Origin of the sequence: Paenalcaligenes sp. Me52, from assembly GCF_050487965.1 — a bacterium.
Classification (GTDB): domain Bacteria; phylum Pseudomonadota; class Gammaproteobacteria; order Burkholderiales; family Burkholderiaceae_B; genus Paenalcaligenes.
Map to the genome: position 1 here is coordinate 363,393 of NZ_JBKQFO010000001.1, position 23,999 is coordinate 387,391.

Sequence of the window (23,999 nt, forward strand, 5' to 3'; positions counted from 1 at the left end):
TTCAGGTCAGTCCTAGCTATAGGGCTCAAGGATACGTAACCACTCATGTTTATATCTAGAGAAGAGTCCTAAAAGTCGTAAGATATGTTCATGTAAGAGTTTGCTTCCTGTTGTCTACATAAGGCTGCTGCAAACTATTACCGCATTATGCATATCTGATGTGTAAGAGACCATCCGCGACGTCATTTTATGATTTGTTACCCACAGACTCTGGCTGTTGTAGTGCAGTTGCCTGCACGTTGTACATATTGTCTTTCAGCTTTTTCACGAAAATCTCTACAGCGGGTGTGTTGGTGGTATTGGTCTTGGTGATGATGCCGTAGGGGGCGATTTTTCTGTTTAGCTTGATCTTTACTATTTTCAGGGACCTAAACTCTTCGTAGTACTTTGCCAAACTGGTGGGTAACACAGCAAAAAAGTTACTGCCATGCATCAGCGACATGGTCAGAAGTAGTGAAGAGGTCTCAATGATATTAATAGGTTGCGCTACGCCTGATTCTATAAAGATATGCTCCAGCACTTTTCGCATGGGGCTAGGGTGTGCTTGGAATATCCAGGGGTACGAGATGATGTCTTGTAGCTTAATGTTTTTCTTATGATGAATTTCATGTCCTACGCATGAAATGATAGAGAGCTCTTCCTCTACCAATGGGTCAAATTTCAGAAACCTAATGGACTCATGGTCTTGATTCGTAAAACGGCCAATCACTACGTCCAATTGATCTTGGTTTAATGCATTAACCAGTACGTCACTGGTATCAATTTGCACGCTGGGTGTCAGCAATGGGTGCATTTGCTTTAACTCCACCAAGGTTTGGTTCAGTGGAGAGGGAATGGTGGCCATGATTGAGCCTATGCGAATGCGGCCAATATTCCCTGATTTCACTGCTACCAGTTCATCGCGAATGCCCCCTAGGTCTGCAAAGACGTTTTTTGCATAGCGCGTCAATATCTCGCCATAGCGCGTAGCCACTACCCCTTTGCGGTGGCGTTCAAACAAAGACAGTCCAATCGCCTGCTCCATTTCCATAATCATTTTCGATGCTGCTGGCTGGGTAATGCTGATGTTTTCAGCCGCCAATCGTATGGACTTAAATTGGTCTAATGCGATTAGTAGAGCTAATTGCCGCATCCGCAACCTATTGAAAATAATATTAGTATTGGGGATGTGGCTGTTTTTTATTCCGCTGCCCACCTTGTCTCTCCTTTTTTTAATGATAACTACAGGTGTTCACTTGATTAGTTATTGGCATTTCCTAGGAATACCTGCAGTGTGCATACTATAAGCGATGCTCAAAAAATAGAAAATTAGGAGATAAAGATGATCAAGCGACATGTTGCTTTTGCTAAGGCCGCTTTATACACCGTAGGTACGGCATTGGCTGTACAAGCTGGTGCTGTTCAGGCTGAGGAATGGAAACCTACACGAAATGTAGAAATTGTAGTGTCTGCTGGTGCCGGAGGAGGTACGGATCAGCTTGCACGTCTAATACAGTCCATCATTACTAAACATCACCTGTTAGATGTGTCCACCGTAGTGTTAAACAAAGGCGGTGGTAACGGTGCTGAAGGCTTTTTGGATGTCAAAATGGATAACGGCAATCCTCACAAGCTGATCATCGGTACGAACAACGCATACTTGCTACCGTTAGTAGCCAACTTGGGTTACCAATGGACAGAGCTAACTCCTGTTGCCGCGGTTGCTGAGGATGACTTCATCTTGTGGGTGAATACAGCTAGTGGTTTTGAGAGTGCCAAAGAGTATTTGGACGCTGTGAAAGCAGAGCCTAGCAAGTATCGTATGGGTGGTAGCCAATCCAAAGACGTAGATCAGACCTTGACGTTACTGATCAATCAGGCTGAAGGCACCAACTTTACTTATATCCCTTTTAAAAGTGGTGCAGAAGCTGCTGTGCAGTTAGCCGGTGGTCATATTGGTTCTAATGTGAACAATCCTGCAGAGAATCTCTCGCAGTGGCGTGCTGGGCAAGTAAAACCTTTGTGTGTGTTTAGTACAGCGCCCATCGTGTACACACAGAAAATCGTTGATGATCAAAGCTGGTCTGATGTACCCACATGTAGCTCTGAAGGGCTCAATATCGACTCGTACCGCTTCCCTCGTACGGTCTTCATGCCTGGTGGTGTAAGTGATGAGCAACGTAGGTTCTATACAGACCTGCTTGCAAAAGTTACTGCTACTGAAGAGTTCCAAGAGTATCTGGAGCGTAATGCCCTAGCGCCTAGCTTTATTCAAGAGCAAGAGCTTGTGACTTATATAGAGCATGATATTCAGCGCGTAGAAGGCATCTTTACGGAAGCAGGCTGGTTGAAAAAGAAATAACTATCACCGCCTTGAGCCCCTAGCGACAGGGGCTACCCGTTTCTCACCATAAGAAAACACAGAACTTTTAGTAGTTCAGGGAGAAGTCATGCCAGCAATAACGTATAGGGCAGCTGAAATAGGTACATCGATAGTCTTAGCGCTGTTAGGACTGATTGTGATGTATGGGGCAATGGAACAAGGTATTGGTTGGGATGACACAGGGCCACAGGCAGGTCTTTTTCCTTTTTACATTGGCTTAATTCTGCTTCTTGCTAGCTTGGGTACGTTTTTCAGCACACTACGTGCGTGGTCGCGTATGGGATATGTCATTACCAAATCCAGCGACCTTAAACGTGTACTTAAAGTCTTTATTCCAATCGTTGTCTATGTAGCCATCATGCCTGTTGTTGGTATGTACGTTGCTGCATTTCTATTTATTTGTTGGTTCATGCTCAAGCTCAAAGAGGGCGAGGGTTCCTATAAAAAGTCATTCATTCTTTTAATCTCAGTAGCTGTTCCTTGTGCCATCTATTTCATTTTTGCTGTGTGGTTCGAAGTCCCGCTATATGAAGGCTTATGGCTGCAGTGGTTGCACTAAGCAAGGAGAACACACATGGAACAGTTTGAACTATTAATGAACGGTATGGGTGTGGTGCTCAGTGGTTACCACATCATGATTATGATCGCCGGTATTTTGCTGGGGATTCTGGTAGGTGTATTGCCAGGTTTAGGTGCTCCCAATGGTGTGGCATTGTTGTTGCCACTGACATTTTCAATGGAACCTATTTCCGCCATTATTTTGCTTTCGTGCATGTATTGGGGGGCGTTATTTGGTGGCTCAATTACCTCGGTGTTATTTAATATCCCAGGCGAGCCTTCCTCTATTGCTACTACCTTTGATGGCCACCCTTTAGCGAAGCAAGGTAAGGCAGGCGAGGCGTTGATTGCTGCGTTTTCCTCTGCACTATTGGGGGCATTAGCAGGCGTTGTGCTGATTACCTTCCTCTCTAGCTATATCGCGCGCTTTGCACTGAGTTTTAGTTCGCCCGAATTCTTCGCTGTTTTTGTATTGGCCTTTGGTAGCTTTATAGGTTTAACCAAAACCGCTCCATTAAAAACAGTGTGCTCAATGATGCTGGGTTTTGCGATTGCTGCAATTGGCATGGACACCGTGTCAGGCAATATACGCTTAACTTTCGATATCCCTGATTTGCTACGTGGTATCGATTTTGAAGTCGCTGTGATTGGTCTGTTTGGTATTGGTGAAATTCTTTGCACTGTTGAAGAGTCGTTAGTGTTCCGTGGTGAACGCACTCGTATCACCTTCAAGATGTTCTTCAGCACCATCCTTAAGCTACCTCGTTACTGGGCGACATGGTTGCGTAGCACCTTAATTGGGTGCTGGATGGGCATTACACCTGGCGGCCCGACAGCAGCTTCGTTCTTAAGTTACAGCGTGGCTAAGCGAGTATCTAAAACACCAGAGAAGTTTGGTAAAGGTGCTATTGAGGGTGTAATTGCCCCAGAGGCTGGTGACCATGCTGCAGGTACCAGCGCGCTGTTGCCCATGTTGACCCTAGGCATTCCTGGTTCAGCTACGGCTGCGGTGATGCTAGGAGGTTTGATGGTGTGGGGGTTGCAGCCTGGGCCCACCTTGTTTGTAGAACAGCAGGACTTTGTCTGGGGCTTGATTGCCAGTATGTACCTTGGCAACGTCGTAGGCCTCATCGTGGTGCTAGCAACTATCCCACTGTTTGCCGCCATCCTACGAATCCCATTTTCTATTATTGCGCCAATCATCATCATTATTTGCTCCATCGGTGCTTTCTCCGTCAATAACTCCTTGTTTGATGTGGGACTAATGCTGGTCTTTGGTGTGTTTGGCTATTTCTTTAAAAAGCTTAATTACCCTATCGCGCCTTTGGTTTTGGCAGCGGTGTTGGGTGATAGAGCCGAAGACGCCTTTAGACAATCCATGCTGTTTTCGGATGGTGACCTGCTCATATTCTGGTCCAACCCACTGGTTGGCACGTTGACCACGATGGGGATTGCGTTTGCATTCCTCCCCTTGATCTCAAAACTTTTCAGTAAATCTTTAGGCTTTGGCTCAAAGAAACAATAGAGGGCATGTAATGAATTCAAATTCAAAACCTGTGATTGCATTAACACTCGGTGATCCTGCTGGCATAGGCTCAGAGCTGATTGCCAAACTCTTGAGTCAAACTAATTACCAAGAGCATGCCAAGGTCGTGCTAGTTGGTGACAAATGGCTATGGGAGTTTGGTCAGAAGGTTGCCAATGTACAAGTTCCTACTCAACCGATTTCTAGTTTTGCTGAGCTTGCTCAACTCGATGGCAGTATTGCGTACTACTTAGAAACCAACACCATTGAGCAAGAGCAGGTACAACTGGGTGTGGTTGGGGCAGCAGCAGGTGCTTCCACCTTGGCAGTGCTGACCTTATGTATGGATGCTGTACAGGACGGTTATGTAGATGCTATTTGCTTTGCACCGTTGAACAAAGCGGCCATGAAGCAGTCGGGTATGCAGTTTGAAGATGAACTGCACTTCTTTGCGGATTATCTCAATGTAGAGAGCTACTTCTGCGAATTCAACACCTTGGATGGGTTATGGACTTCAAGAGTGTCATCACACGTACCGCTGAAAGAAGCGGTGTCATGGATCACCAAAGATCGCATTATCGAAGCCAGTAAATTGTTGTACGACTCCTTGCGTGCCTCGGGCAATGCACAACCGCGAGTTGCGGTTGCTGCGCTCAACCCTCACGGTGGCGAAGGAGGCCTCTGTGGCACCGAGGAGTTAGACATCATTGCTCCCGCACTACAAGCACTCAACCAAAGTGGGTACGCAGTGCAAGGTCCATTTCCTGCGGACACCATTTTTCTTAAGGCCAGAGACAAAGAGATAGATGGCATTGTGACCCTCTATCACGACCAAGGGCAGATAGCGATCAAGCTAATGGGTTTTGAAAAAGGGGTAACCGTTCAAGGTGGGTTACCTATTCCTATTACCACACCGGCGCACGGCACTGCTTTTGATATAGCCGGTAAAAACAAAGCAAATCTAGGCGCCATGCAAAATGCTTTCCTCATTGCGTGCCGCATGGGGAAGACCTTTAAAAAAGCTTAACCAGTATTACTTAGGAACAGATACATGAAAATCACAAACGTCAGAGCTCGCGTATTTGAGTGGAAAGGTAAAACAGTTTCCCCGCAAGCTAACTTCTGCACCAATGCCATGGACGCCCTATGGGACAAGGGCGATTCTATGCATACGTTCCGTTTTCACGGTTGGACAGTGGTTGAGATCGAAACGGATCAAGGCATCGTGGGTTTGGGTAACGTAGCACTTGCTCCGCGTATTGCTAAACAAATTATTGATTTGTACTTAGCGCCGTTAATCATGGGTCATGACCCGTTTGATTATGAATATCTGTGGCAAAGAATGTACCGCTCCACATTGGCATGGGGTCGTAAAGGCGTAGCCATGGCAGCCATTTCGGCTATCGATATTGCGATTTGGGACATTATGGGTAAAGCCGTAGGCCGCCCTGTGTTCAAACTGCTAGGTGGTCGCACTAAGGAAAAAATTCCTTGTTATGCCTCCAAGCTTTACCGTACTGACCTGAAGGAAATGCAACGCGAAGCGCAGTCTTATGTAGACCAAGGCTTCTCGGCGTTCAAAATGCGTTTTGGTTATGGCCCCAAAGATGGCCCTGCCGGTGTACGAAAAAACTTGGATAGCGTTGAAGCGGTACGTGATGTCATTGGCTATGACACCGACTTGATGCTTGAGTGCTATATGGGTTGGGACTTGGATTACACCAAACGTATTTTGCCTAAGTTGGAAAAATTCGAGCCGCGCTGGTTGGAAGAGCCTGTGATTGCGGATGATGTGGATGGTTACGCAGAGCTGAATAGCTACTCCAATATTCCTATTTCTGGTGGTGAGCACGAATTCACGATTTACGGCTTCAGACAGTTGCTAGAACGTAAAGCCGTGTCGGTGATTCAGTACGACACCAATCGTGTAGGTGGGATTACTGCTGCTCACAAAATCAATGCCTTGGCTGAAGCTTACAGTGTGCCGGTTATTCCGCACGCAGGTCAGATGCACAACTACCACCTGACTATGTCTACCTTGGCCTCTCCTATGGCTGAGTTCTTCCCCGTGCACGACGTAGAAGTTGGTAATGAACTCTTCTACTACATTTTCGAAGGTGATCCTACTCCTGAGAATGGCTTTATCCAGTTAGATGATGACAAGCCAGGCTTGGGTTTGAGCCTATCAGAACAGCACCTTGAACACTTCAACATCATTGAATAAGCAAAGTACGAGATCACAATGAGACTAATACAATTTAAACATGCAGACGGTGTGCGTGTGGCCGTAGCGGACGATGCGGACTCCGTGAGCGTGATCGACGTAGAAGGTGGTGTGTATGCGTTGGCCCTGATGGCTATACAACATAACATCAGCTTGGCTGACTTGGTGCAACAACGCCTGAGTGACATCACGCTGTCCTACCAAGATTTAATTGATAACAAGCTGTTGTTGCCACCTATTACGCATCCCGATGATGCGCATTGTTTGGTGACAGGCACAGGCTTGACGCATCTGGGTAGCGCAGACACTCGTGATGGTATGCACAGCAAATTACATGCTGATCCTGCCAATCTGACCGACTCCATGCGCATGTTCAAGCTGGGGCTGGAAAACGGCAAACCCGGTCAAGGTAAAGAAGGGGCGCAGCCAGAGTGGTTTTACAAAGGCGATGGTAGCTCTGTTGTATCTCCTGAGCAGCCACTTCCTATGCCTAGCTTTGCGCAGGATGGTGGAGAAGAGCCTGAGTTGGTGGGTATGTACATTATTGACCCGAATGGCACCCCCGTGCGTGTAGGTTTTGCCATCGGCAATGAGTTTTCTGATCACATTACTGAAAAAGAAAATTACTTGTGGTTGGCGCACTCCAAATTGCGTGCGTGCAGCTTTGGTCCAGAGCTGTACATAGGTGAGTTGCCTTCTCACTTACAGGGCACATCCAAAATTGTGCGTGATGGCACAACCATCTGGGAAAAACCTTTCTTAACAGGCGAGGACAATATGTCCCACAGCCTAGAGAACTTGGAATTCCACCACTTTAAATATCAGATCTTCCGTAAACCGGGTGATCTACATATTCACTTCTTCGGTACATCAACCTTGAGCTTTGCGGATAACGTCCAAACGCAAGAAGGTGACGTTTTTGAGATTGAAATTAAAGAATTCGGCCGTGCATTACGCAACCCCTTAAAACGCGACCAGAGCACAGAATTCTTTTCTATTAAAGGGCTTTGATGTGACTATTTTGGGAAACATGTTGATTGCAGGGGAAGAGTGTCAGCGTTCTGAGCAGACATTCTTCGCTTTAAATCCTGCTACCAATGAAAGGTTAGAGCCAGCCTTTAGCACGGCTACGCCAGAAATTGTGGATGCAGCAGCAACAGCGGCTTATCAGGCGTTTTTAAGTTATAGAAATACTTCGCCAGAACAACGTGCACGTTTTTTAGAAGAAATTGCACAGCAAATTATGGTGCTGGGTGACGCGTTGCTAGAGCGTGCTCATCAAGAGTCTGGCTTGCCTATGGCCCGTCTGCAAGGCGAGCGTGGGCGTACCTGCTCTCAGCTACGCATTTTTGCTGAAACCCTACGTGATGGTGATTGGTTCGACGCCCGTATTAACCTGGCTGACCCCGCCAGACAGCCAGCCCCTAAGCCTGATCTGCGTATGCAGAAAGTCGCATTAGGCCCTGTGGCTGTGTTTGGAGCCAGTAACTTCCCGCTGGCTTTTTCGGTGGCTGGTGGGGATACCGCATCGGCACTCGCAGCAGGTTGCCCGGTAGTGGTGAAAGGCCATAATGCGCACCCTGGTACATCAGAGCTAGTGGGGCGAGCGATTCAGAATGCTATTCGTGTGTGTGAGTTACCTGCTGGTGTGTTCTCGTTGATTTTTGATGCGGGATACCAAATGGGTCAGGCTCTGGTGGCTCATCCATTGATTAAGGCTGTAGGTTTTACCGGCTCACGACAAGGTGGTTTGGCGCTGATGGATATTGCCGCCAAGCGTGCTGAACCTATTCCTGTGTATGCAGAAATGAGCAGCATTAATCCAGTGGTGTTCTTACCAGCAAAGTTACAGCAGGATTTACCTGCATTGGCTCAGCAGTATATTCAGTCGCTGTCGATGGGAGCAGGGCAGTTTTGTACTAACCCAGGTCTCTCATTTGCATTGAAATCAGAGGCGTTAGAGCAGTTCATTGAAGTCGCTAAGCACGCAGTTGCTCAGGTGCCTGCAATGACTATGCTTACACCGGGTATACAACAGGCTTACACCAAGGGTGTTCAGACTCTACGTGCTATAGAGGGTGTGAACGTGGCCGGTGAAGGTGCTGCAGTTGAGGGCCCTAATCAGTGCCAAGCAAGTTTCCATTGCATTGATATCGCAGATTTCCAGCGCAATGTAGGCGCACTGACGCACGAGATTTTTGGTGCAAGTGGGCTATTGGTGTGTTGTGACTCTATGGCACAAATTGAGCAAACTATTGCTGCTTTGGAAGGGCAACTTACCGCGACTATTCATGCCGCTGAAGAGGACTATGCGCTCTTACCTTCGTTGCTCGCCGTGTTAGAGCTAAAGGTAGGTCGTATTGTATTTAACGCTTTCCCCACAGGGGTAGAGGTAGCCACGGCGATGGTGCATGGCGGACCTTTCCCGGCGAGTTCGGATGGGCGTAGTACATCAGTAGGTACGGCGGCAATTGATCGCTTCTTACGACTGTTGTGCTATCAGGATATCCCTGAGCAGTTTTTGCCGCAGGCGTTACGTAGCAGTAACTCACTAGGTATTAGACAAAAAATTAGTTGATGCAAACGTAGGAAGGGTGACGCCTTCCTACACATAACATGGTACGGAGACAGTCATGAATGTATTAAAGAAAAAACTTAGCGTTGCGGTGTTGGCATTAGGCGCGATGATGGGTGTGAGCCAGAGCGCATTTGCTGAGCAGAAAATTCGTATTGCGCATGGAGCAAGTCCTGAGTTCCACATGCATACCGCATTGCTGGAGTTTAAGAAAATTCTAGAGCAAGACTCCAACAATAGATTTGTTGTAGAGATTTTTCCATCCGGTCAGATCGGTGGTGATACCAATATGGTAGAAGCCGCTCAAATGGGCGTGGTAGAAATTGCTGTAGAGCCGCCTTCTTTCTTGGCTAAATGGGACCCCGCTTTTGAAGTGGCGGAGTTGCCATTTATTTACCCCAGCAAAGAAGTGGCGTTTAAGGTATTGGAGTCTGATGCCGGCGATGCATTGCAAGCGCGTTTGCATGATCTAGGCTTAGAAGGTTTGGGTTGGATGGAAATGGGCTCACGTCACATTACCAATAATGCCCGTCCTATTCATAAGCCTGAAGATTTGCAGGGCATTAAGCTCAGAACAATGAAGGTGCCTACGCACATCGAAGCTTTTCGTGCCTTAGGTGCGAACCCCAGCCCAATGAACTTTGGTGAGGTGTACGCAGGGCTGCAGGTAGGTGTGATCGATGGGCAGGAGAACCCTTTGTCGCATATCTATACGCAAAAATTCCATGAGGTACAGAAGTACTTGAGCTTAACCAATCACGTGTTAGGTCTGTACTTGCCAGTGATTAACCAGGAATTTTATGAAGCCTTGTCTAGCGAAGACCAAGCGCTGATTAAAGAATCTATGCGTAAAGCCATTGAGTTTGATAAGAATCTTATTAAAGAGGAAGAAAGTAAGTATCTGAGCCAAATGGCTGCTCAAGGCATCGCGATTAATGAATTAAGTGCTGAAGAAATGGCCGTATTCCAAGAGGCGATGAAGCCACTGTCTACTGTGATGCGTGATCGAGTGGGTGGTGAGACTTATGACTTGTGGACTCAATCCATCAAAGATAATTCCAACTAACTGATTGATTAGTAAAAAGCTTGGCAAGGCCAAGCTTTTTATAGGCCTTGCCATGATTAAGATAAAAACTTTTCTTTCAAAGCTAGATTTATTCTTCTCATCAATTTTTCTATTTTTAATGTCTTTTTTAGTTCTGTTGCAAATCTATATGAGATATGTGACAGGAGGGTCTTTAGCTTGGTCTGAGGAGTTGGTGTCTTGGTCTTTCTTGTACATGGCATGGTTTGGTGTGTCTGCGGTATATATGGATGAAGGCCATATATCAGTGGGGTACTCAGGCAGTAAGCCTTGGTCTAAGTTGCTGCTGTCACGTCTCTCTTTGCTGATTCAAGCTGTGTTTTATGTGCTGATTATTTATTACGCTTTTACGTATGTAAATAAGCCGTATATATTGCGTCAAAAATCCGTGGTTCTGTCTTTGCCTATTTGGTATTTGTATATACCTGTGATTGCTAGTTGTTTTTATTCTTTGTGCAGAATAATCGCGAAGATTTTTAAGAAAGAAATAATAAGTGAGACAGTGTGATGGCCGGATTTATACTTTTTGCAATTTTTATAATTCTTATAACAATAAATGTACCGGTGGCTATGTCACTGGGGTTGTCATCACTTTTGGTGCTGATGTTTGTGGAAGGTACGCCTCCTGTAACGTTATTCACTAAATCGCTGATTGAGCTTTCGGATTCATTTCCTTTAATTGCCTTGCCACTCTTTATCTTGGCGGGTGAGATTATGCTGCAAGGAGGTCTCTCCAGAAGAATGATCTTGCTTGCAAAGGTGTTAACAGCACGCCTGCCTGCAGGTCTGCCTATTGTTAACGTATTAGCGTCTATTTTCTTTTCGGCTATCTCGGGATCGTCGCCAGCAACGGTGGCAGCCATAGGCTCAAACATGATCCCTGAGATGACAAAATCAGGCTATAAATCTAGCTTTTCGTCAGCGTTAACGGCCAGTGCAGGGATGATAGGCGTGTTGATTCCTCCTAGCATTCCATTCATTGTGTACGGGGTGACGGCAGGTGTGTCGGTAGGTGCTATGTTCTTGGCAGGGATTATCCCCGGCATCATGATGGGGGTAATGTTTATTGCCATCAGCATCTTTCTACAGCGCAAAGACGACGTTAAAAACAAATCAGCAGCACAGTCAGAAGAAGAAAAGCGAGTATTTGCTATTTTCTTGGAAGCCTCTTGGGCATTGCTGGCTCCCGTCGTGATTTTGGGAGGTATTTATGGCGGTATTTTCACCCCCACTGAAGCCAGTGCTATTGCGGTGCTGTATGCGCTGTTGGTGTCCTTCTTTGTGTACAGAGAAATATCTATCTGGTCACTGAAAGATATCTTGATTAAGAGTGCAAAAGTAAGCTCTCAGATTCTTGCGCTAATTATCTTTGCGTCTTCGTTTGGGAAGCTAGCAACGTTGTCCGGTATGCCAGAGGCCGTCAGTGGCATCTTCGCTAGCCTTACAGACTCTCCAATCCTGGTGCTGTTGATCATCAATATCATCCTTTTATTTGTGGGGATGTTTATGGAGACCATTGCGGCGATTATTATTCTTACGCCAATACTGTTGCCCGTGGCCGTGGGTATAGGTGTTGATCCCATCGTATTTGGTGTGATTATGGTAGTTAACCTCGCTATTGGTTTTTGTACCCCACCGTTGGGTGTGAACCTATTTGTAGCTGGTGCCATATCAGGTGATTCGGTGGTGGCGATTACACGCGCAATTATTCCGTACTTGCTAGGGATGATTGCGGTGTTGTTAGCGGTAACGTACTTTCCGCCAATTTCCTTGTTTTTAGTGAACTATTTTTACTAAGCATTGCGGTAGTACATAGGGGCTACTCGCTACATAGGATATGGTGGGTAGCTACCTGTAATGAGCACTCTAGGGTGCTCATTTTTTTGGTGAGGTGTTTTGGTTAGGTTGGCGCATATGCTGTATGGTAGTACCCACGCTTAATTCAGTACCCGTAGACCAGTATGCAAGACGACCTTTTCGGCAATGCGCTGCCATTGCCCGAGACCTCCGCCGCTACGCCGGCGACTTCACGTAAGAAACCTACAACTGCCGCACGCAAAGGCACAGCCAAAGTGCTGCCTGCTCCTGCGGGAAAAGAGTGGGAATCGCTTGCACAGCAGCTTCCAGAACAACTGCGCTTTGGTGTTTCTACCTGGTCATACCCCGGCTGGGATGGGCTGGTCTGGGATGGCGATTATGATCCTAGTGTGCTGTCTAAGCATGGCTTAGGAGCCTATCATCAGCATCCGTTGTTACGCACGGTGTGTATCGATCGCACGTTTTGGCGTCCGTTAACGGCAAGTCAGTATGCGGCGTATGCCGGGCAGGTGAGTGATGATTTTCGATTTGTGGTGAAATGCCCCGCCAGTATTACTGATGCTCAGGTGCGCAGCGAAGAGGGGAGGTCGCGCGAGCTGAATCCCGGTTTTCTTGATCCCTCACTAGCTATACGAGATTTTGTGCGGCCTGCGCTAGAAGGGTTACGGGGCAAGCTAGGTGTGCTGGTGTTTCAGTTAAGCCCTTTACCATTGGATTGGCTAACTCGCACCGCTGAACTGTTTGAAAAAATGGGCATTATGCTGGCGGCTGTGCGAGAGGCTTTGTCTGACGATGAGCAGGTCATTATTGCCGTCGAAGTACGCGACCCTGAGCTGTTAGGGCAAGCCTTGGTGGATACGTTAAAGGCTCATGGAGCTACGTTCTGCCTAGGTCTGCACGGAAAAATGCCCCCTATAGAAGCGCAACTACCTATACTGCGCGCATTATGGCCGGGGCCGTTGGTGTGCCGGTGGAGTTTGAATCGCATCTTTGGTGCGTATGGTTATGCGGATGCGCAGAAAAAGCATGATCCTTTCGATGCCATTCTCAGCGAGGATGAGCCTACCCGCGCTGTGTTAGCGCGTACGATTCGTGGGATTACAGGTGCTGGGCAGCCTGCTTACGTGACCATCAGCAATGATGCCGAGGGCTGCGCGCCGTTGTCCATTCAAAAACTGGCGCAGGCGATTACGACATAGTGCCGGTACGCTTCCTCATCATTGAAACTTCCGCGCCACAGCATGATTGAGCGAAGTTTTGCTAGGCGCTATGCGGTCGTGATGCGCTGAATCTTCAAATGGTGCGACAGTTCTCGCACGATCAGCAGATAACTAAAAAAGTTTGTGTCGTCGGGAAACTCACCGTCTTTCATGGGGCTTCCCGACACCACATCTGCCATCCGGTTAAAGAGGCGCTCTAGCTCAAGCTGGCTAAGTGTCTGCTCGTCCCCCGTCCTACGCACTATGTCTTGCAGATAAGCATCAGCACAGACTTGATGCGAAGCCGTTTGCTGTAGTTCGGGCATGGACTCAATGTGATCTTCTACCGTGGCGATTGCCATTTCTACTTCATAGGGCGTTGGGGGCGTGTGATTAAAACATTGTTGCGCAAGCGTTCGGTAGCCAATGGCTAAAGAGAGCGCTGGCTGTGTGAACCGAATGTGGTCTGCATCAATGCTAAAAGTCGCGTTGCTCATGGCTGCTTCCATCGCAAAAATAGGGGTAAAGATACGGTGGCTATCGTTTTTCCGCTGGTTTTGACAGCGACTTCAGAAACTCAGCAAACTCATCAGCAGCAGGCGACGGTTTGACCTTGGGTCGGGCAGTAGGTGGGGTATAGGGGTTAGGGGATGGGGCGTCGATGCGGAAATCAATAGGTATTGCAAAGGCTACGCTGTCTTGACCAGCCATTTCTTCAGGAAAGGGTGGAAATTGTCTAACCCGTCTAATAGCGTTAAGTACAGCACTGTCTAGGTCTCGATTTCCTGCGGACTCAACGAGTTCAAGTGACTCTATAGAGCCATCACGCTTTACCGTTAGATGTACCACTACTTTACCCGAGGCACCTTGAGTGCGGGCGTTAGAGGGGTAGCTTACATTTCTAGAAATGAGTGAACGAACCTGATGCTGCCACCGCTGCTCTGCTGCTGGGGTTTGTGGAGCAGAGGCGTGTGCTGCAAGCGGAAGCATGCAGAACGAGAGGATGCAGGCGTATAGCCAATGTCTGATTCGTGTGGACGCGTTGCCCATGACTACCTTCAGAATAAAAATAGGGAGAAAGTAAGATAGCTTACTTTCTCCCTGATTAAAAATATAGCGTTGTGGGTGCCTTCCGTAACCTGAAATTAGGATTAAGGTGTTATTTATTTACCAGCGATACCCCACCTTCAACATACCACCATACCCGCGTTGGCTATGGCTGCCGGTTTGTCCAAACAGGTAGCCAGAAAGATCTACACGAGAGCTAACTTGCCCTTGTACGCCTAGCTTCAACTCTAGAGCATGACGAGAAGGTCGTGCATCTAAGGTGTTGGTGCCCATCTGTACCGAAGCGGTATCACCGTTGTAGAGCCAGTTGGTTTCTAAAAACGGTAGTAGGCTAGGTTGATCGGTGCCGGGTTTAGCATGGGGGTAAAGCCTGACACCAACGCGTGTGCTCCAGGTGTCATCGTTACCACTACGCATTCTGGTGCCTTGTAGCGTGACGTCTTTAGCATCGTAGTTGGAATACACCACTTGCGCGTTAGGGGCTACCACAAGGTTGCCTAGTGTTGAGTCGGCAGTGAAGGGCTGGAAGGCATAGCCAGACTCTACCGAGGCAGTCCAAAGATTTGAGTGATAGCTGGCAGAACCCAATTCACTGTTAATACGGTTTGAGTAGCGCCCATATTGCAGCCAGACGTCGCCATATGCGCCTAAACGGGTGCTGTCATTTTGATAGAGCGTGCCGTAGATACCTACCGAATAACCGGAGACTTTACCTTTGGCGCGTACCTGTGACGTTGTGCCAGTGAGTGGGGCACGCATGGTAGAGGTAGAGCGTGTTTGCGCATCACCATAGCCTGCCATCACACCTACATACAAGGCGCCGTCTGTATTAATTGAACGTCTTAGTAGGTCGCCACCAAGTTGCAGCATGGTGCTGTCGGTTTTGATGCGAACATTGCCTTCTGCCATGCGCAAGCCGCTGTCGTGCCGAGCTTGTGCGCGTGCCCACATGCGGCGGCCATCGTCTACATTCACAGAGTCGCTACCCATGGAGGCTCTGTCCTGTAGCGAGTGCATAAACAGACGTGTAGCAGCTAGTTGGTTACCAATGTAGGCACCACTTTCTGGCGAGACGTTTTTAAACGCAGGGCCTACAGGTGGAACCACGGGTGGGGTAATAGGGGGTTCCGGTTCCACGGGTGGCTCAACAGGAGGCTCAGGATCAACGGGTGGTTCTGGGTCTACAGGAGGTTCAGGATCGACTGGCGGCTCAGGGTCTACTGGTGGTGTGTATTCTGAGGTCAAATACCAATCGTCTTGGGTACCGCCATTACCACCACGAATCAAGCTGTAGTCGTAGCCGTTCACAGCCACAGTGGTGGTGCTGGAGCGGTAGCCAGTTGAGCCGCTGTCTAAGTGGAAGGCGTCGGTCGTGGTCGTGCCACCGTTGATGGTTTCCACAAGTCGTATGCCTTCGGTGGTTGCTCCACCGGCTCCGCCTGCGTTGAGTACGCGTAAACCGGTATTGCCAGTAGTAGTACCGCCATCAATGACGAGCTTGTCGGTAGGTGAGCTGTCATCACCTAATTTGGTGTTCATCACCAAGGTGCCGCCGCCCACGTAGTCTTTGACTGTTAGGGTTTTGAAGGAGCTGTTAGCGTCAGGAGAAACAAAAGCTACAACGCCAGTGTTGTTCAACGTGTCTAAGGTTGAGTTGCCCCGTACATTCCATGTGCTGGATTGGTCCAAGGTCAGGCTGTTGATGCGCCCTGTACCTCGCTCGCGTAGTGCACCAGTGAGTGTGGAGTTGTCTTTTAGGGCAATGTCTATAACACCGCTGTCCATCAGCACATCACCCGTTAAGGTGGCTTTAGTGGCGTCTAGGTCTATTTGCCCTGTTTCAATGTCTGTGGTGACGCCATTGCTGGTGATGCTCACCGCACGAGAATGTAGCAGTATGCCATCGGCCTCTTCACCTGCTGTGCGAGCAGTGATGCTGGCATTATCTAGTGTGATGGCGTGGTTGCCTGCGGTTAGTAATAGGCCGGCACCATCTTGGGTACTGATGCTGGAACCGTTGGTTAGTGAGAAAGCATTGCTGACGTCTGCGGCGGTGACGTAGCTCCAAATACCGCGAGCATCTGCACCGGATACATCAATTTTGGTGTTGTTTAAATCGATGATGGTTCGGTTGCTCATGGATAGGCCGCTCGACCTGTCGCCCAAAGTAGTGATGCTGGTATTGCGGGTGGTAAGTTTTGAGTTGGTTCCGCTGGCAAATAAGCCGTAGGCACCATCACCATGCGTAGTTACTGAACTGTCTTCTAAATGGATTTCTGCACCCGAGATGCGTGTTAACGCTCCCACTCCACCATTGCCGAAAGTCTCGATTTGCACGTTTTTGGCTTTAATGGTGGCGGACGAACCGTACTCCCTAGACACATAGAGAGCATAGCCGTTGGTATTTTGAGTGGTGATGCTCCCATCTTCTAATGTGACGTGGCCTGCTCGGTTATCAATGCCTATGTGTGAAGAGTTAAGACTGAAATTTTTAGCTGTAAGAGTAGTACCTACTGCAGGTAGCCAGACACCAGTGCCGCCAGTTGTGCCTGTAGCGGAAATAGATACGTTCTCTAGCTCTACAGTAGCGTTGTTGTTGTTAATGTTAATTCCATAAACATAGCTGCCTGCCGACGAAAGTGCGGTGTTACGAAGAAAAGCTTTACCGTTAGTAGATAGGTGTAGAGCAGTCCCCGCAGAGGATGTGATTGAACCACCATCCATATTGAGTTGGCCGCCAGAGATGCTTACGCTACCTGCTTCGGAGATGATGTCTGTGTTGGTAAGGGTGGCAACGGCAGTAGCGCCAGTTATGCTCAGCCCCTTGGCATATTCTGTTGCGTTGATTTTGACATTTTCTAAGGTTATTTTGCCATTCCAGACTTCAGCACCAGAGGAAAAATCCTGAGTGACAAAAATATCTAGGTTTTTGGCGATTACGCTAGAGTTTGAGTGCTCTACGTTAATGGCACGGGCGCCTAGGAGCGAAGTGCTGATGCTGCCACCATCCAGTTCTATGCGACCACCATTCTGTGCGTATACGCCGTGGGCATAGGGACCGTTTGTTGTGATGGTTACGTTAGTGGCGGTAATAAGGCTATCTGTATCTGTAGCGTGTAAGGCGTGGTTTTGTTGAGTTCCGCCAGAGGACTCTACTGTGCTATTGGATAGAGTGATAGAGCCACCTGCTGTGGCGCGAACGCCCACACCATTGTCCTTTGTTTTTATGGTTATCTGATCGGCAGTTAGCGCATTGCCTTTCACTGAAACATCAATAGCGGCACCATTACCAGAGAAGGTCACGGTATCTCCGGGGTTTAAAGTGCGGTGTGTGCTGCCTGTGGGGTCGTCCACAATAATCTGCCCATGCTCTGTTGCCCATGCTACGGGTGTGAGCGAAGGCAGGGATGCGGCAAGCAGGACCATCATGATGGGGCTTAGTCGTATTGGCATAGAGGTTCTCTGTCTAGTCGAGCTGTATCCTGTAGTCAGGTTCGGGCGCCTTGTGATGAGGCGATACAGATAAAAGGCTCTAGAGTGAATAAAACACTCATGATCTAAAAATCTTTAGGGTTCAGGCATGGGCTGGATCCCAAAGATCCATCAGGATTTTCCCAAAGAGAAATTCGTCACACGGTAGGAGTACGTACAAGCCAGCCGAGATTTAGGTCTTGGAAGGTCGTATAGGGGAGAGAGAAAGGGGGGCTGTACTGAGCGTGCTAGATGTTAAGGCAATGTAGCGGGCAGCTTTAGAGTTAAAAAAGGCCCAGTTTGTAGGTGGGCCTTAGTGCAGCAAAGAGGGCGGTTTTTTTGAATGAGTAATTAGCTTTTTTGTTGGGCTAACCAAGCGTCGTGTAGCCACTTTTCGGTTTGGCGTTTACCGGGAAAACTAATCCATACGATATCGCGCTCAAATACCATGGGTTTCTCGTCTGCTCCTACGATTACCCAAAACCAGCGCCCATCTGCCAAGTTACGAGCTTTCACTTTCATGCCGGTTAAGGTCAGGTTTTGAGTGGTGCCGTTTTGTTCCACAGTAAGCGGTTCGTCGTGTGGGTCTATCCAGCTAATTTCCATGCGCTCCAGCAAGTCTGGCGCATGTTCTTGTAGGAAGGCCCTAGCGATTTGCTCGCTTTTTTCTCGGCTAGGCAAAGGTTGGTTTACTAACTCCAACGACATATTGCTAAAGCCTTTAAGCGTGCCGTCGGTAGCGACTACGGTGCTGAAGTGTTCACCGCCTAGTTCGCTGTTACGGCCATCTGTGCGGCTGTAGCGGGTAAGCACAGCCGTTTCACCATCTACCTGAACTGTTTGCTGCATGGATTGAGTGTGTGTGGTGGGGATAGTGAGTGTGGAATGTGATGTGGTCATGGTGTGTTCCTGAATAGTAGTGGCAAGGGTAGGGCTGCTGAGTAGTAAGAAAACCAACGCTAGTGGGAAGAACGATTTAGCTAAGCTCATAGAGACTCCGGTTGCGAAGAAAAACAAAGATCATTTATGTGTTGTGCTACATATCTCCATATTGAGTTCTTGATATAAGTAGCTGGCTTTGTAGCTTGCTACATAAATGAGAAATAAAAAATAAACAGCAGTAATGCTTAGGGCTAAGAAGGCTTAGTGTTCTGTAGTGAGTTTCATGCGCTTGAGTGCAGGGCCTACCTTGAGCATCATTTTATTGAGTAGTGCCAGTTCATCTGCCGTGAAGTCGCTCATGAAGTTGGCCACCCATTCATAGTGTTTGGGTAGAGCAGCGTTTAAGGCATCTTCCCCTTGCGTGGTTAAACGCACTACAGAGATTCGGCCATCTTTGGGGTCGGGATGTTTGCTGCACAAGCCCGAGGCTTCCATTTTGTTAATGGCGCGTGTCATGGTTTGAGAGGCCACCGCTACACCACTGGCAAGCTCACCAATAGTCAGACCTTCAGGATTACGCTTGAGCAGCAACAGCACAAAAAAAGGCGTTTGCGATAAACCGTGTGTAGCAAGATTGGCTTCAAAGGCTGCCAGCATTTCATCGGTAGCAGATGCCCAGACTAGCCACGTATGCAGACTTTCCACACTGGGGTTGCCGTACTGTTTCCCGAATTGCTCTAGGGTTTCACGAGAGGGAAGATCTTTAAGTTCAAACATGGTGTCAATAAATAGGTAGCTTGCTACATATTATTGGTGGTGTGGGGTGCGTAGTCAAGTGGGGTCGGGTGTTAATGACTGTTGTAAAAGCGTTCTTCTTAAAACAATAATGAGAATCATTGCTAATATATCGGCTTTTGCATCGCTCTGATTCGGTTCCCTATGTCACGCTCTTCCACGCCTAAGAAAGGTTGGCTCGCCCATTATGGTGAGCTGGTGGCGGTATGGACGCGGTGGTCGGGCAACAGGCAAGATGCCGAAGACGCCGCGCAGGATGCAGTGGTGCGGGTATTGGAAAACGATCCCAGCACGTTGGTGAATGCCCGCGCTTACTTGCACCGCAGCGTGCATAACCGTTTGGTGGATGGCTATAGGCGTTCAGGTGTATTGGATGTGGTTCCTTTACATGAGTTGGATGAGGCCGAACACCCACTACTTACCGACCCCGATGCGCAAGCCAGAACAGCCGAACTACTGGCATCATTAAAAGTGGCATTGGCTCAGTTGCCGTTGAAGTGTCGCCAAGTTTTTTTACTGCATAGATTAGAAGGCTATACCCAAGAGGAAATTGCAGCCAAGCTAGGTATTTCCGTCAGTATGGTAGAAAAATATATGATTCGGGCTAGCAGGCATCTTAGGAAAGAGTTACAAAATCATGCGCCACATTAAGTCAGGTTTTTTAGTCGCTCGTACGTCTTACTTAATGAAGGGCTGAAATCCTACTGATGCTTATCCATCGGCATCCGGCTTGTTATGCATACTGAAAACTCTACTACTCCTGACGATATTCAAGACGCTGCTGCTTACTGGTTTGCTCGTGTGCATTCCGGTAATTTCACAGTGTCTGAGCGTGAGTGTTTTACGGCATGGCGCAACGCGAATCCCAAGCACGAGCAGGAGTATAGGGCGTTAGATCAGATTTGGCAGGCAACTGGCATGCTGCCCGAGGACGAGTTGCGTGAGTTACTGGAAGCGCCAGATTCCCCATCACAGAAGCGAGTCAGTCGACGTCAGTGGTTGGCAGGGGCTGGTGTTGCATGTGCTGCAGCGGTAGTAGGGGGCGTTGCTCTGCATAACTACGGCGTGTTGGATGCCACTACCGATGTTTTGCAGTATGCGACGGTGCAAGGTGAGCAGCGCAATGTAGAGCTGCCAGATGGTTCCGTTATTGCAATGAATGTGAACACCGAGTTGAGTGTGCGCTATTACACCGGCCGCCGTGTGGTTGAGCTTGCGCGTGGTGAGGCGACTTTCGAGGTGGAGCCTAATCCAGAACGGCCTTTTATTGTGGATGCGGGCGATACCAGTGTGCGGGTTACAGGCACCGTGTTTAACGTGAGGCGAGACCAAGAGCGTGTAGCGGTTGCCGTGGAGTCGGGCTCGGTGGAAGTCAGTGCTGGGCGGTGGTGGAATAAAGAAACGGCCATGTTAACTGCCGATATGGTGGCAGAAGTGAAGGCGAATGCTCCTCTCTCGGTAGTACGAGCAGATGTGGGCGCACTGACCGCATGGCGTCAGGGCAAGGTGGTGTTTAGAGACCAGCCTTTAGAGGATGTGGTGCGAGAAATGAACCGTTATCTGCGCCATCCTATTCATTTGACGGATAGCCGCTTGAAGCCATTGCGTATGGCAGGCGTTTTCAATATTCAGGATGCTGAAGGGTTCTTGCAGGCCTTGCAAACGCATCTGCCGGTAGTGGTGGTACAGCGACCAGACGGCAGTGTGAATCTCGCGTTGCTGCGTTAACCACACCCAACAGCGGTGGGGTACAAGCAAGACAACATCACTGTTGTGCGTGCTATGTCATCACCTTTCTCTTTTGCTCACGTTCAATTAATTCTTAATAAGAATCGTTGTGGTTACAACTTTTTTTAAGAATTAGGTGAGGGTTTTAGTAGGTTCATCCGTCTCACTGATTGAAGGGGGTGTTCTTGTGTGTTGAACCTCCTCTTTCAGGATCCTTTGGCCAAAGGGATAGAGCGTCTACACGCTAGGCATATGTACCAGGAACAATTCTCGTGATTGATAGGAAGAACTCTGCTGCCCGCTTAGCGGGAAGTCATAAACACTTAGCTGTGCCTTTTTCTGCGACGCTACGGCATGTGACCGTTGCTGTCTCTTTGGCTGTATTTGGTGTTGCACCACAGGCGTATGCACAGACAGCGGCAACACAGATCCATATTCAGCAGCAATCGCTGAGCGATGCCTTGCTGCAATTGGGACAACAAACGTCTTTGCAGTTTATTTATGCCTCTGATTTGGTGCGTGGTTATACGGCACAGCCTATTAACGGCACCATGTCACCCGAAGAGGCTCTGCGACGCTTATTGGCAGGTACGGGCATTGAGTATTCACGTGAAGGCAATACCATTAATTTGTGGCGCCCGACTGACTCCACCACGCAGCTTAAATCCATCACGGTGACAGGCCGCTCGTTGGCAACCACGGAAGACACGGGCTCGTATGCGGCGCGCGATGTCACCATAGGTAAGTCGGCACAGTCGTTGCGTGAGATTCCGCAATCGGTGTCGGTCATGACCAGAACGCAAATGGACGACCAAGGTTTTACCCGTGTGGCTGATGCGCTGAACTATGTCACGGGTATACGCAGTAGCAGCTATTCCGATACGGAGCTGTTTACCAGCCGCGGTTTCAATACCAATATTCAGTACGATGGCGTACCTACTCAGCAAGGTGCTTTAGGCCCTGGTGTGCCGCATCAAGACTTGGCTATTTATGATCGCTTGGAAGTGCTGCGCGGCCCCACCGGTTTGTTGACAGGTTCTGGTGAACCGGGTGGTTCTATTAATATGGTGCGCAAACGCCCAACTGACGAGTTCAGGTTAGAGGGGGCGGTGGGCGTAGGTTCTTGGGATAATTACCGAGCTGAAGCTGATATCTCAGGGCCTATGAACGAAAATGGCACCTTACGCGGTAGGTTGGTGGGGGTTTACCAAGACAAAAGCCAGTATTACACCTACGGTAAAAACAATCCGCAACTGCTGTATGGGGTGCTGGAATATGACCTAGGGCAGAACACTACCGTGGGCATCACGGGCTTATACAGCAAGATGAACTTCCGTGTGTTTAACGGCTTGCCCTTGTATGACGATGGTAGTCTGCCGGGCTATGACACCTTTTTGGGCACCACTAAGTTATCCGGTCACGAGACCTTTGAGCTAGGGGCTGATCTGAAGCATCGCTTTGGTGAGGGGTGGGAATTCAAGGCCAACTACAGCCATAAAGAAAATAACTACAAAGGCTATAGTGCGATGGCGTTAACGCCAGTGTCTGTGGAAACAGGGCTAACCAGCGGGTGGGCAGGACGCATTAATAACACCTTTACCTGGGATCAACTGGATGCCAACGTGACAGGGCCATTCCAGTTGCTAGGGCGTGAACACTTTGTGACCGTAGGCTATAACTGGGCGCGTTACGACACAACTAGCAGCTCTAGATTTAGTGCCTTCCCTGATTGGGATGCATTCAATGATTTTGACTATGGTGCTTTGGACTTGCCTTTGCTGAACAAGAGCCAAGACATCACCACACAGTCGGGCTTGTATGCCTCTACACGTTTGTCCTTAACGGACAATCTGACAGCAGTAGTGGGTGGTCGTTGGAGTAATTACGACCTTAAAAGCAGAGACCTCAAACCAACGACTTCCCCTTGGCAAAAAAGCGATGCCAAAGCGGATAATAAATTCACACCGTTTGCGGGTTTGGTCTTTGACGTGAACGAACAAATTTCGGTGTACGGTAGCTACGCTGAAACCTTTGTTCCTCAGTCGGATAGTGATTACAGCGGTAAAACGCTGGAACCCCGTAAAGGCTGGCAGATGGAAGCGGGGGTAAAAGGCGAGTTCTTGGATGGCCGCTTAAATACGTCATTGGCCGTGTACCGATTACGCGATACCAACCGTGCCGTGGTGGACACCGATCACATAGGTTGCGGCAATTCACCTACGGGTACCTGCTATAGAGGCTCAGGTTTGGTGCAGAGCCAAGGCTGGGAGTTTGAAATTGTAGGTAGTCCACTGGCAGGCTGGGACTTGGGTGCAGGTTATACCTATACCGATGTGCGTGTGCGTGAAGACAGCGACCACGAAGTCGAAGGTCAGCGTTTTAACTCTAACTTGATTCCTAAACATCTGTTCCGCATGTGGACGCAATATAAATTTGCACCAGACGATTTTGGTGGCAGCTTGCGTGGCTGGTCGGTAGGGGCGGGTGTGCAATCGCAAAGCAATCTGTACACCAACTCGGTGTATCAGGGCGGCTACACCACGGTGTCGGCCAAACTGGGTTACCAACCTAACAAGCATTGGGAAGCGCTGCTGGTTATTAATAACCTATTCGACAAGCGCTACTTGGAGAGCGTAGGGCACGGTACGTTCTTGAACCTGTATGGCGCACCGCGTAATGCGATGCTGACGGTGAAGTACCGGTACTAAAA

20 protein-coding genes are annotated in these 23,999 nt (G+C 48.7%); 14 read left to right on the forward strand and 6 right to left on the reverse strand.

Translation table 11 applies throughout. From position 1 onward, the window contains the following. Positions 1-187: 187 nt before the first annotated feature. Positions 188-1,132, reverse strand: a complete 945-nt coding sequence (locus ACLO87_RS01690) for a LysR family transcriptional regulator (RefSeq protein ID WP_430222617.1) — start codon at positions 1,130-1,132, stop codon at positions 188-190. Positions 1,133-1,321: 189 nt separating this feature from the next. Between ACLO87_RS01690 and ACLO87_RS01695 the strand changes: the two genes are divergently transcribed. From ACLO87_RS01695 to ACLO87_RS01745, 11 genes are all read left to right on the forward strand, one after another. Further along, positions 1,322-2,341: a Bug family tripartite tricarboxylate transporter substrate binding protein gene (locus ACLO87_RS01695; RefSeq protein WP_430222618.1), complete on the forward strand. Its 1,020-nt coding sequence runs from the start codon at positions 1,322-1,324 to the stop codon at positions 2,339-2,341. Between the two features lie 88 nt (positions 2,342-2,429). Beyond that, entirely contained in the window at positions 2,430-2,921 is a 492-nt protein-coding gene (locus ACLO87_RS01700) for a tripartite tricarboxylate transporter TctB family protein (protein WP_430222619.1), read from the forward strand. Between the two features lie 15 nt (positions 2,922-2,936). Further along, positions 2,937-4,445, forward strand: a complete 1,509-nt coding sequence (locus ACLO87_RS01705; protein WP_430222620.1) for a tripartite tricarboxylate transporter permease — start codon at positions 2,937-2,939, stop codon at positions 4,443-4,445. A gap of 10 nt (positions 4,446-4,455) precedes the next feature. Beyond that, positions 4,456-5,472: a 4-hydroxythreonine-4-phosphate dehydrogenase PdxA gene (locus ACLO87_RS01710; RefSeq protein ID WP_430222621.1), complete on the forward strand. Its 1,017-nt coding sequence runs from the start codon at positions 4,456-4,458 to the stop codon at positions 5,470-5,472. A gap of 24 nt (positions 5,473-5,496) precedes the next feature. Continuing rightward, positions 5,497-6,669 (forward strand): L-rhamnonate dehydratase, encoded by a 1,173-nt coding sequence (locus ACLO87_RS01715; protein ID WP_430222622.1) that lies wholly within the window; start codon positions 5,497-5,499, stop codon positions 6,667-6,669. 18 nt (positions 6,670-6,687) lie between these two features. Beyond that, complete coding sequence (araD1, locus tag ACLO87_RS01720) at positions 6,688-7,680, forward strand: AraD1 family protein (protein WP_430222623.1); 993 nt, start codon at positions 6,688-6,690, stop codon at positions 7,678-7,680. Positions 7,681-7,699: 19 nt separating this feature from the next. Then, the gene (locus ACLO87_RS01725; protein ID WP_430222624.1) at positions 7,700-9,247 is read left to right on the forward strand and encodes an aldehyde dehydrogenase (NADP(+)); all 1,548 of its coding nucleotides are present in this window, start codon (positions 7,700-7,702) and stop codon (positions 9,245-9,247) included. A gap of 55 nt (positions 9,248-9,302) precedes the next feature. Then, positions 9,303-10,310, forward strand: a complete 1,008-nt coding sequence (locus tag ACLO87_RS01730; RefSeq protein WP_430222625.1) for a TRAP transporter substrate-binding protein — start codon at positions 9,303-9,305, stop codon at positions 10,308-10,310. A 118-nt stretch (positions 10,311-10,428) separates the two neighbouring features. After that, positions 10,429-10,836, forward strand: a complete 408-nt coding sequence (locus tag ACLO87_RS01735; RefSeq protein WP_430223708.1) for a TRAP transporter small permease — start codon at positions 10,429-10,431, stop codon at positions 10,834-10,836. Next, the gene (locus ACLO87_RS01740) at positions 10,836-12,125 is read left to right on the forward strand and encodes a TRAP transporter large permease (RefSeq protein ID WP_430222626.1); all 1,290 of its coding nucleotides are present in this window, start codon (positions 10,836-10,838) and stop codon (positions 12,123-12,125) included. Before ACLO87_RS01735 ends, ACLO87_RS01740 begins: the two co-directional genes overlap by 1 nt. A 164-nt stretch (positions 12,126-12,289) precedes the next feature. Beyond that, positions 12,290-13,345: a DUF72 domain-containing protein gene (locus ACLO87_RS01745; RefSeq protein ID WP_430222627.1), complete on the forward strand. Its 1,056-nt coding sequence runs from the start codon at positions 12,290-12,292 to the stop codon at positions 13,343-13,345. A gap of 68 nt (positions 13,346-13,413) precedes the next feature. Here ACLO87_RS01745 and ACLO87_RS01750 read toward each other — a convergent pair whose 3' ends face one another. From ACLO87_RS01750 to ACLO87_RS01770, 5 genes are all read right to left on the reverse strand, one after another. Then, complete coding sequence (locus tag ACLO87_RS01750) at positions 13,414-13,842, reverse strand: hypothetical protein (protein WP_430222628.1); 429 nt, start codon at positions 13,840-13,842, stop codon at positions 13,414-13,416. Between the two features lie 40 nt (positions 13,843-13,882). After that, positions 13,883-14,335 (reverse strand): energy transducer TonB, encoded by a 453-nt coding sequence (locus ACLO87_RS01755; RefSeq protein WP_430222629.1) that lies wholly within the window; start codon positions 14,333-14,335, stop codon positions 13,883-13,885. A gap of 177 nt (positions 14,336-14,512) precedes the next feature. Continuing rightward, positions 14,513-17,866, reverse strand: a complete 3,354-nt coding sequence (locus ACLO87_RS01760; RefSeq protein WP_430222630.1) for an autotransporter family protein — start codon at positions 17,864-17,866, stop codon at positions 14,513-14,515. A gap of 369 nt (positions 17,867-18,235) precedes the next feature. Next, on the reverse strand, positions 18,236-18,874 hold the full coding sequence (locus tag ACLO87_RS01765) for a hypothetical protein (protein WP_430222631.1): 639 nt from the start codon (positions 18,872-18,874) through the stop codon (positions 18,236-18,238). 153 nt (positions 18,875-19,027) lie between these two features. Then, complete coding sequence (locus tag ACLO87_RS01770) at positions 19,028-19,543, reverse strand: MarR family winged helix-turn-helix transcriptional regulator (RefSeq protein WP_135861938.1); 516 nt, start codon at positions 19,541-19,543, stop codon at positions 19,028-19,030. A gap of 162 nt (positions 19,544-19,705) precedes the next feature. Between ACLO87_RS01770 and ACLO87_RS01775 the strand changes: the two genes are divergently transcribed. From ACLO87_RS01775 to ACLO87_RS01785, 3 genes are all read left to right on the forward strand, one after another. Continuing rightward, positions 19,706-20,212, forward strand: a complete 507-nt coding sequence (locus ACLO87_RS01775; RefSeq protein ID WP_135861940.1) for an RNA polymerase sigma factor — start codon at positions 19,706-19,708, stop codon at positions 20,210-20,212. An 84-nt stretch (positions 20,213-20,296) separates the two neighbouring features. Further along, positions 20,297-21,289 carry a FecR family protein gene (locus ACLO87_RS01780; protein ID WP_430222632.1) on the forward strand — a complete coding sequence of 331 codons (993 nt, stop codon included), beginning with the start codon at positions 20,297-20,299 and terminating at the stop codon, positions 21,287-21,289. A 272-nt stretch (positions 21,290-21,561) separates the two neighbouring features. Then, positions 21,562-23,997, forward strand: coding sequence for a TonB-dependent siderophore receptor (locus ACLO87_RS01785; protein WP_430222633.1), 2,436 nt, complete (start codon positions 21,562-21,564; stop codon positions 23,995-23,997). Positions 23,998-23,999: the final 2 nt, after the last annotated feature.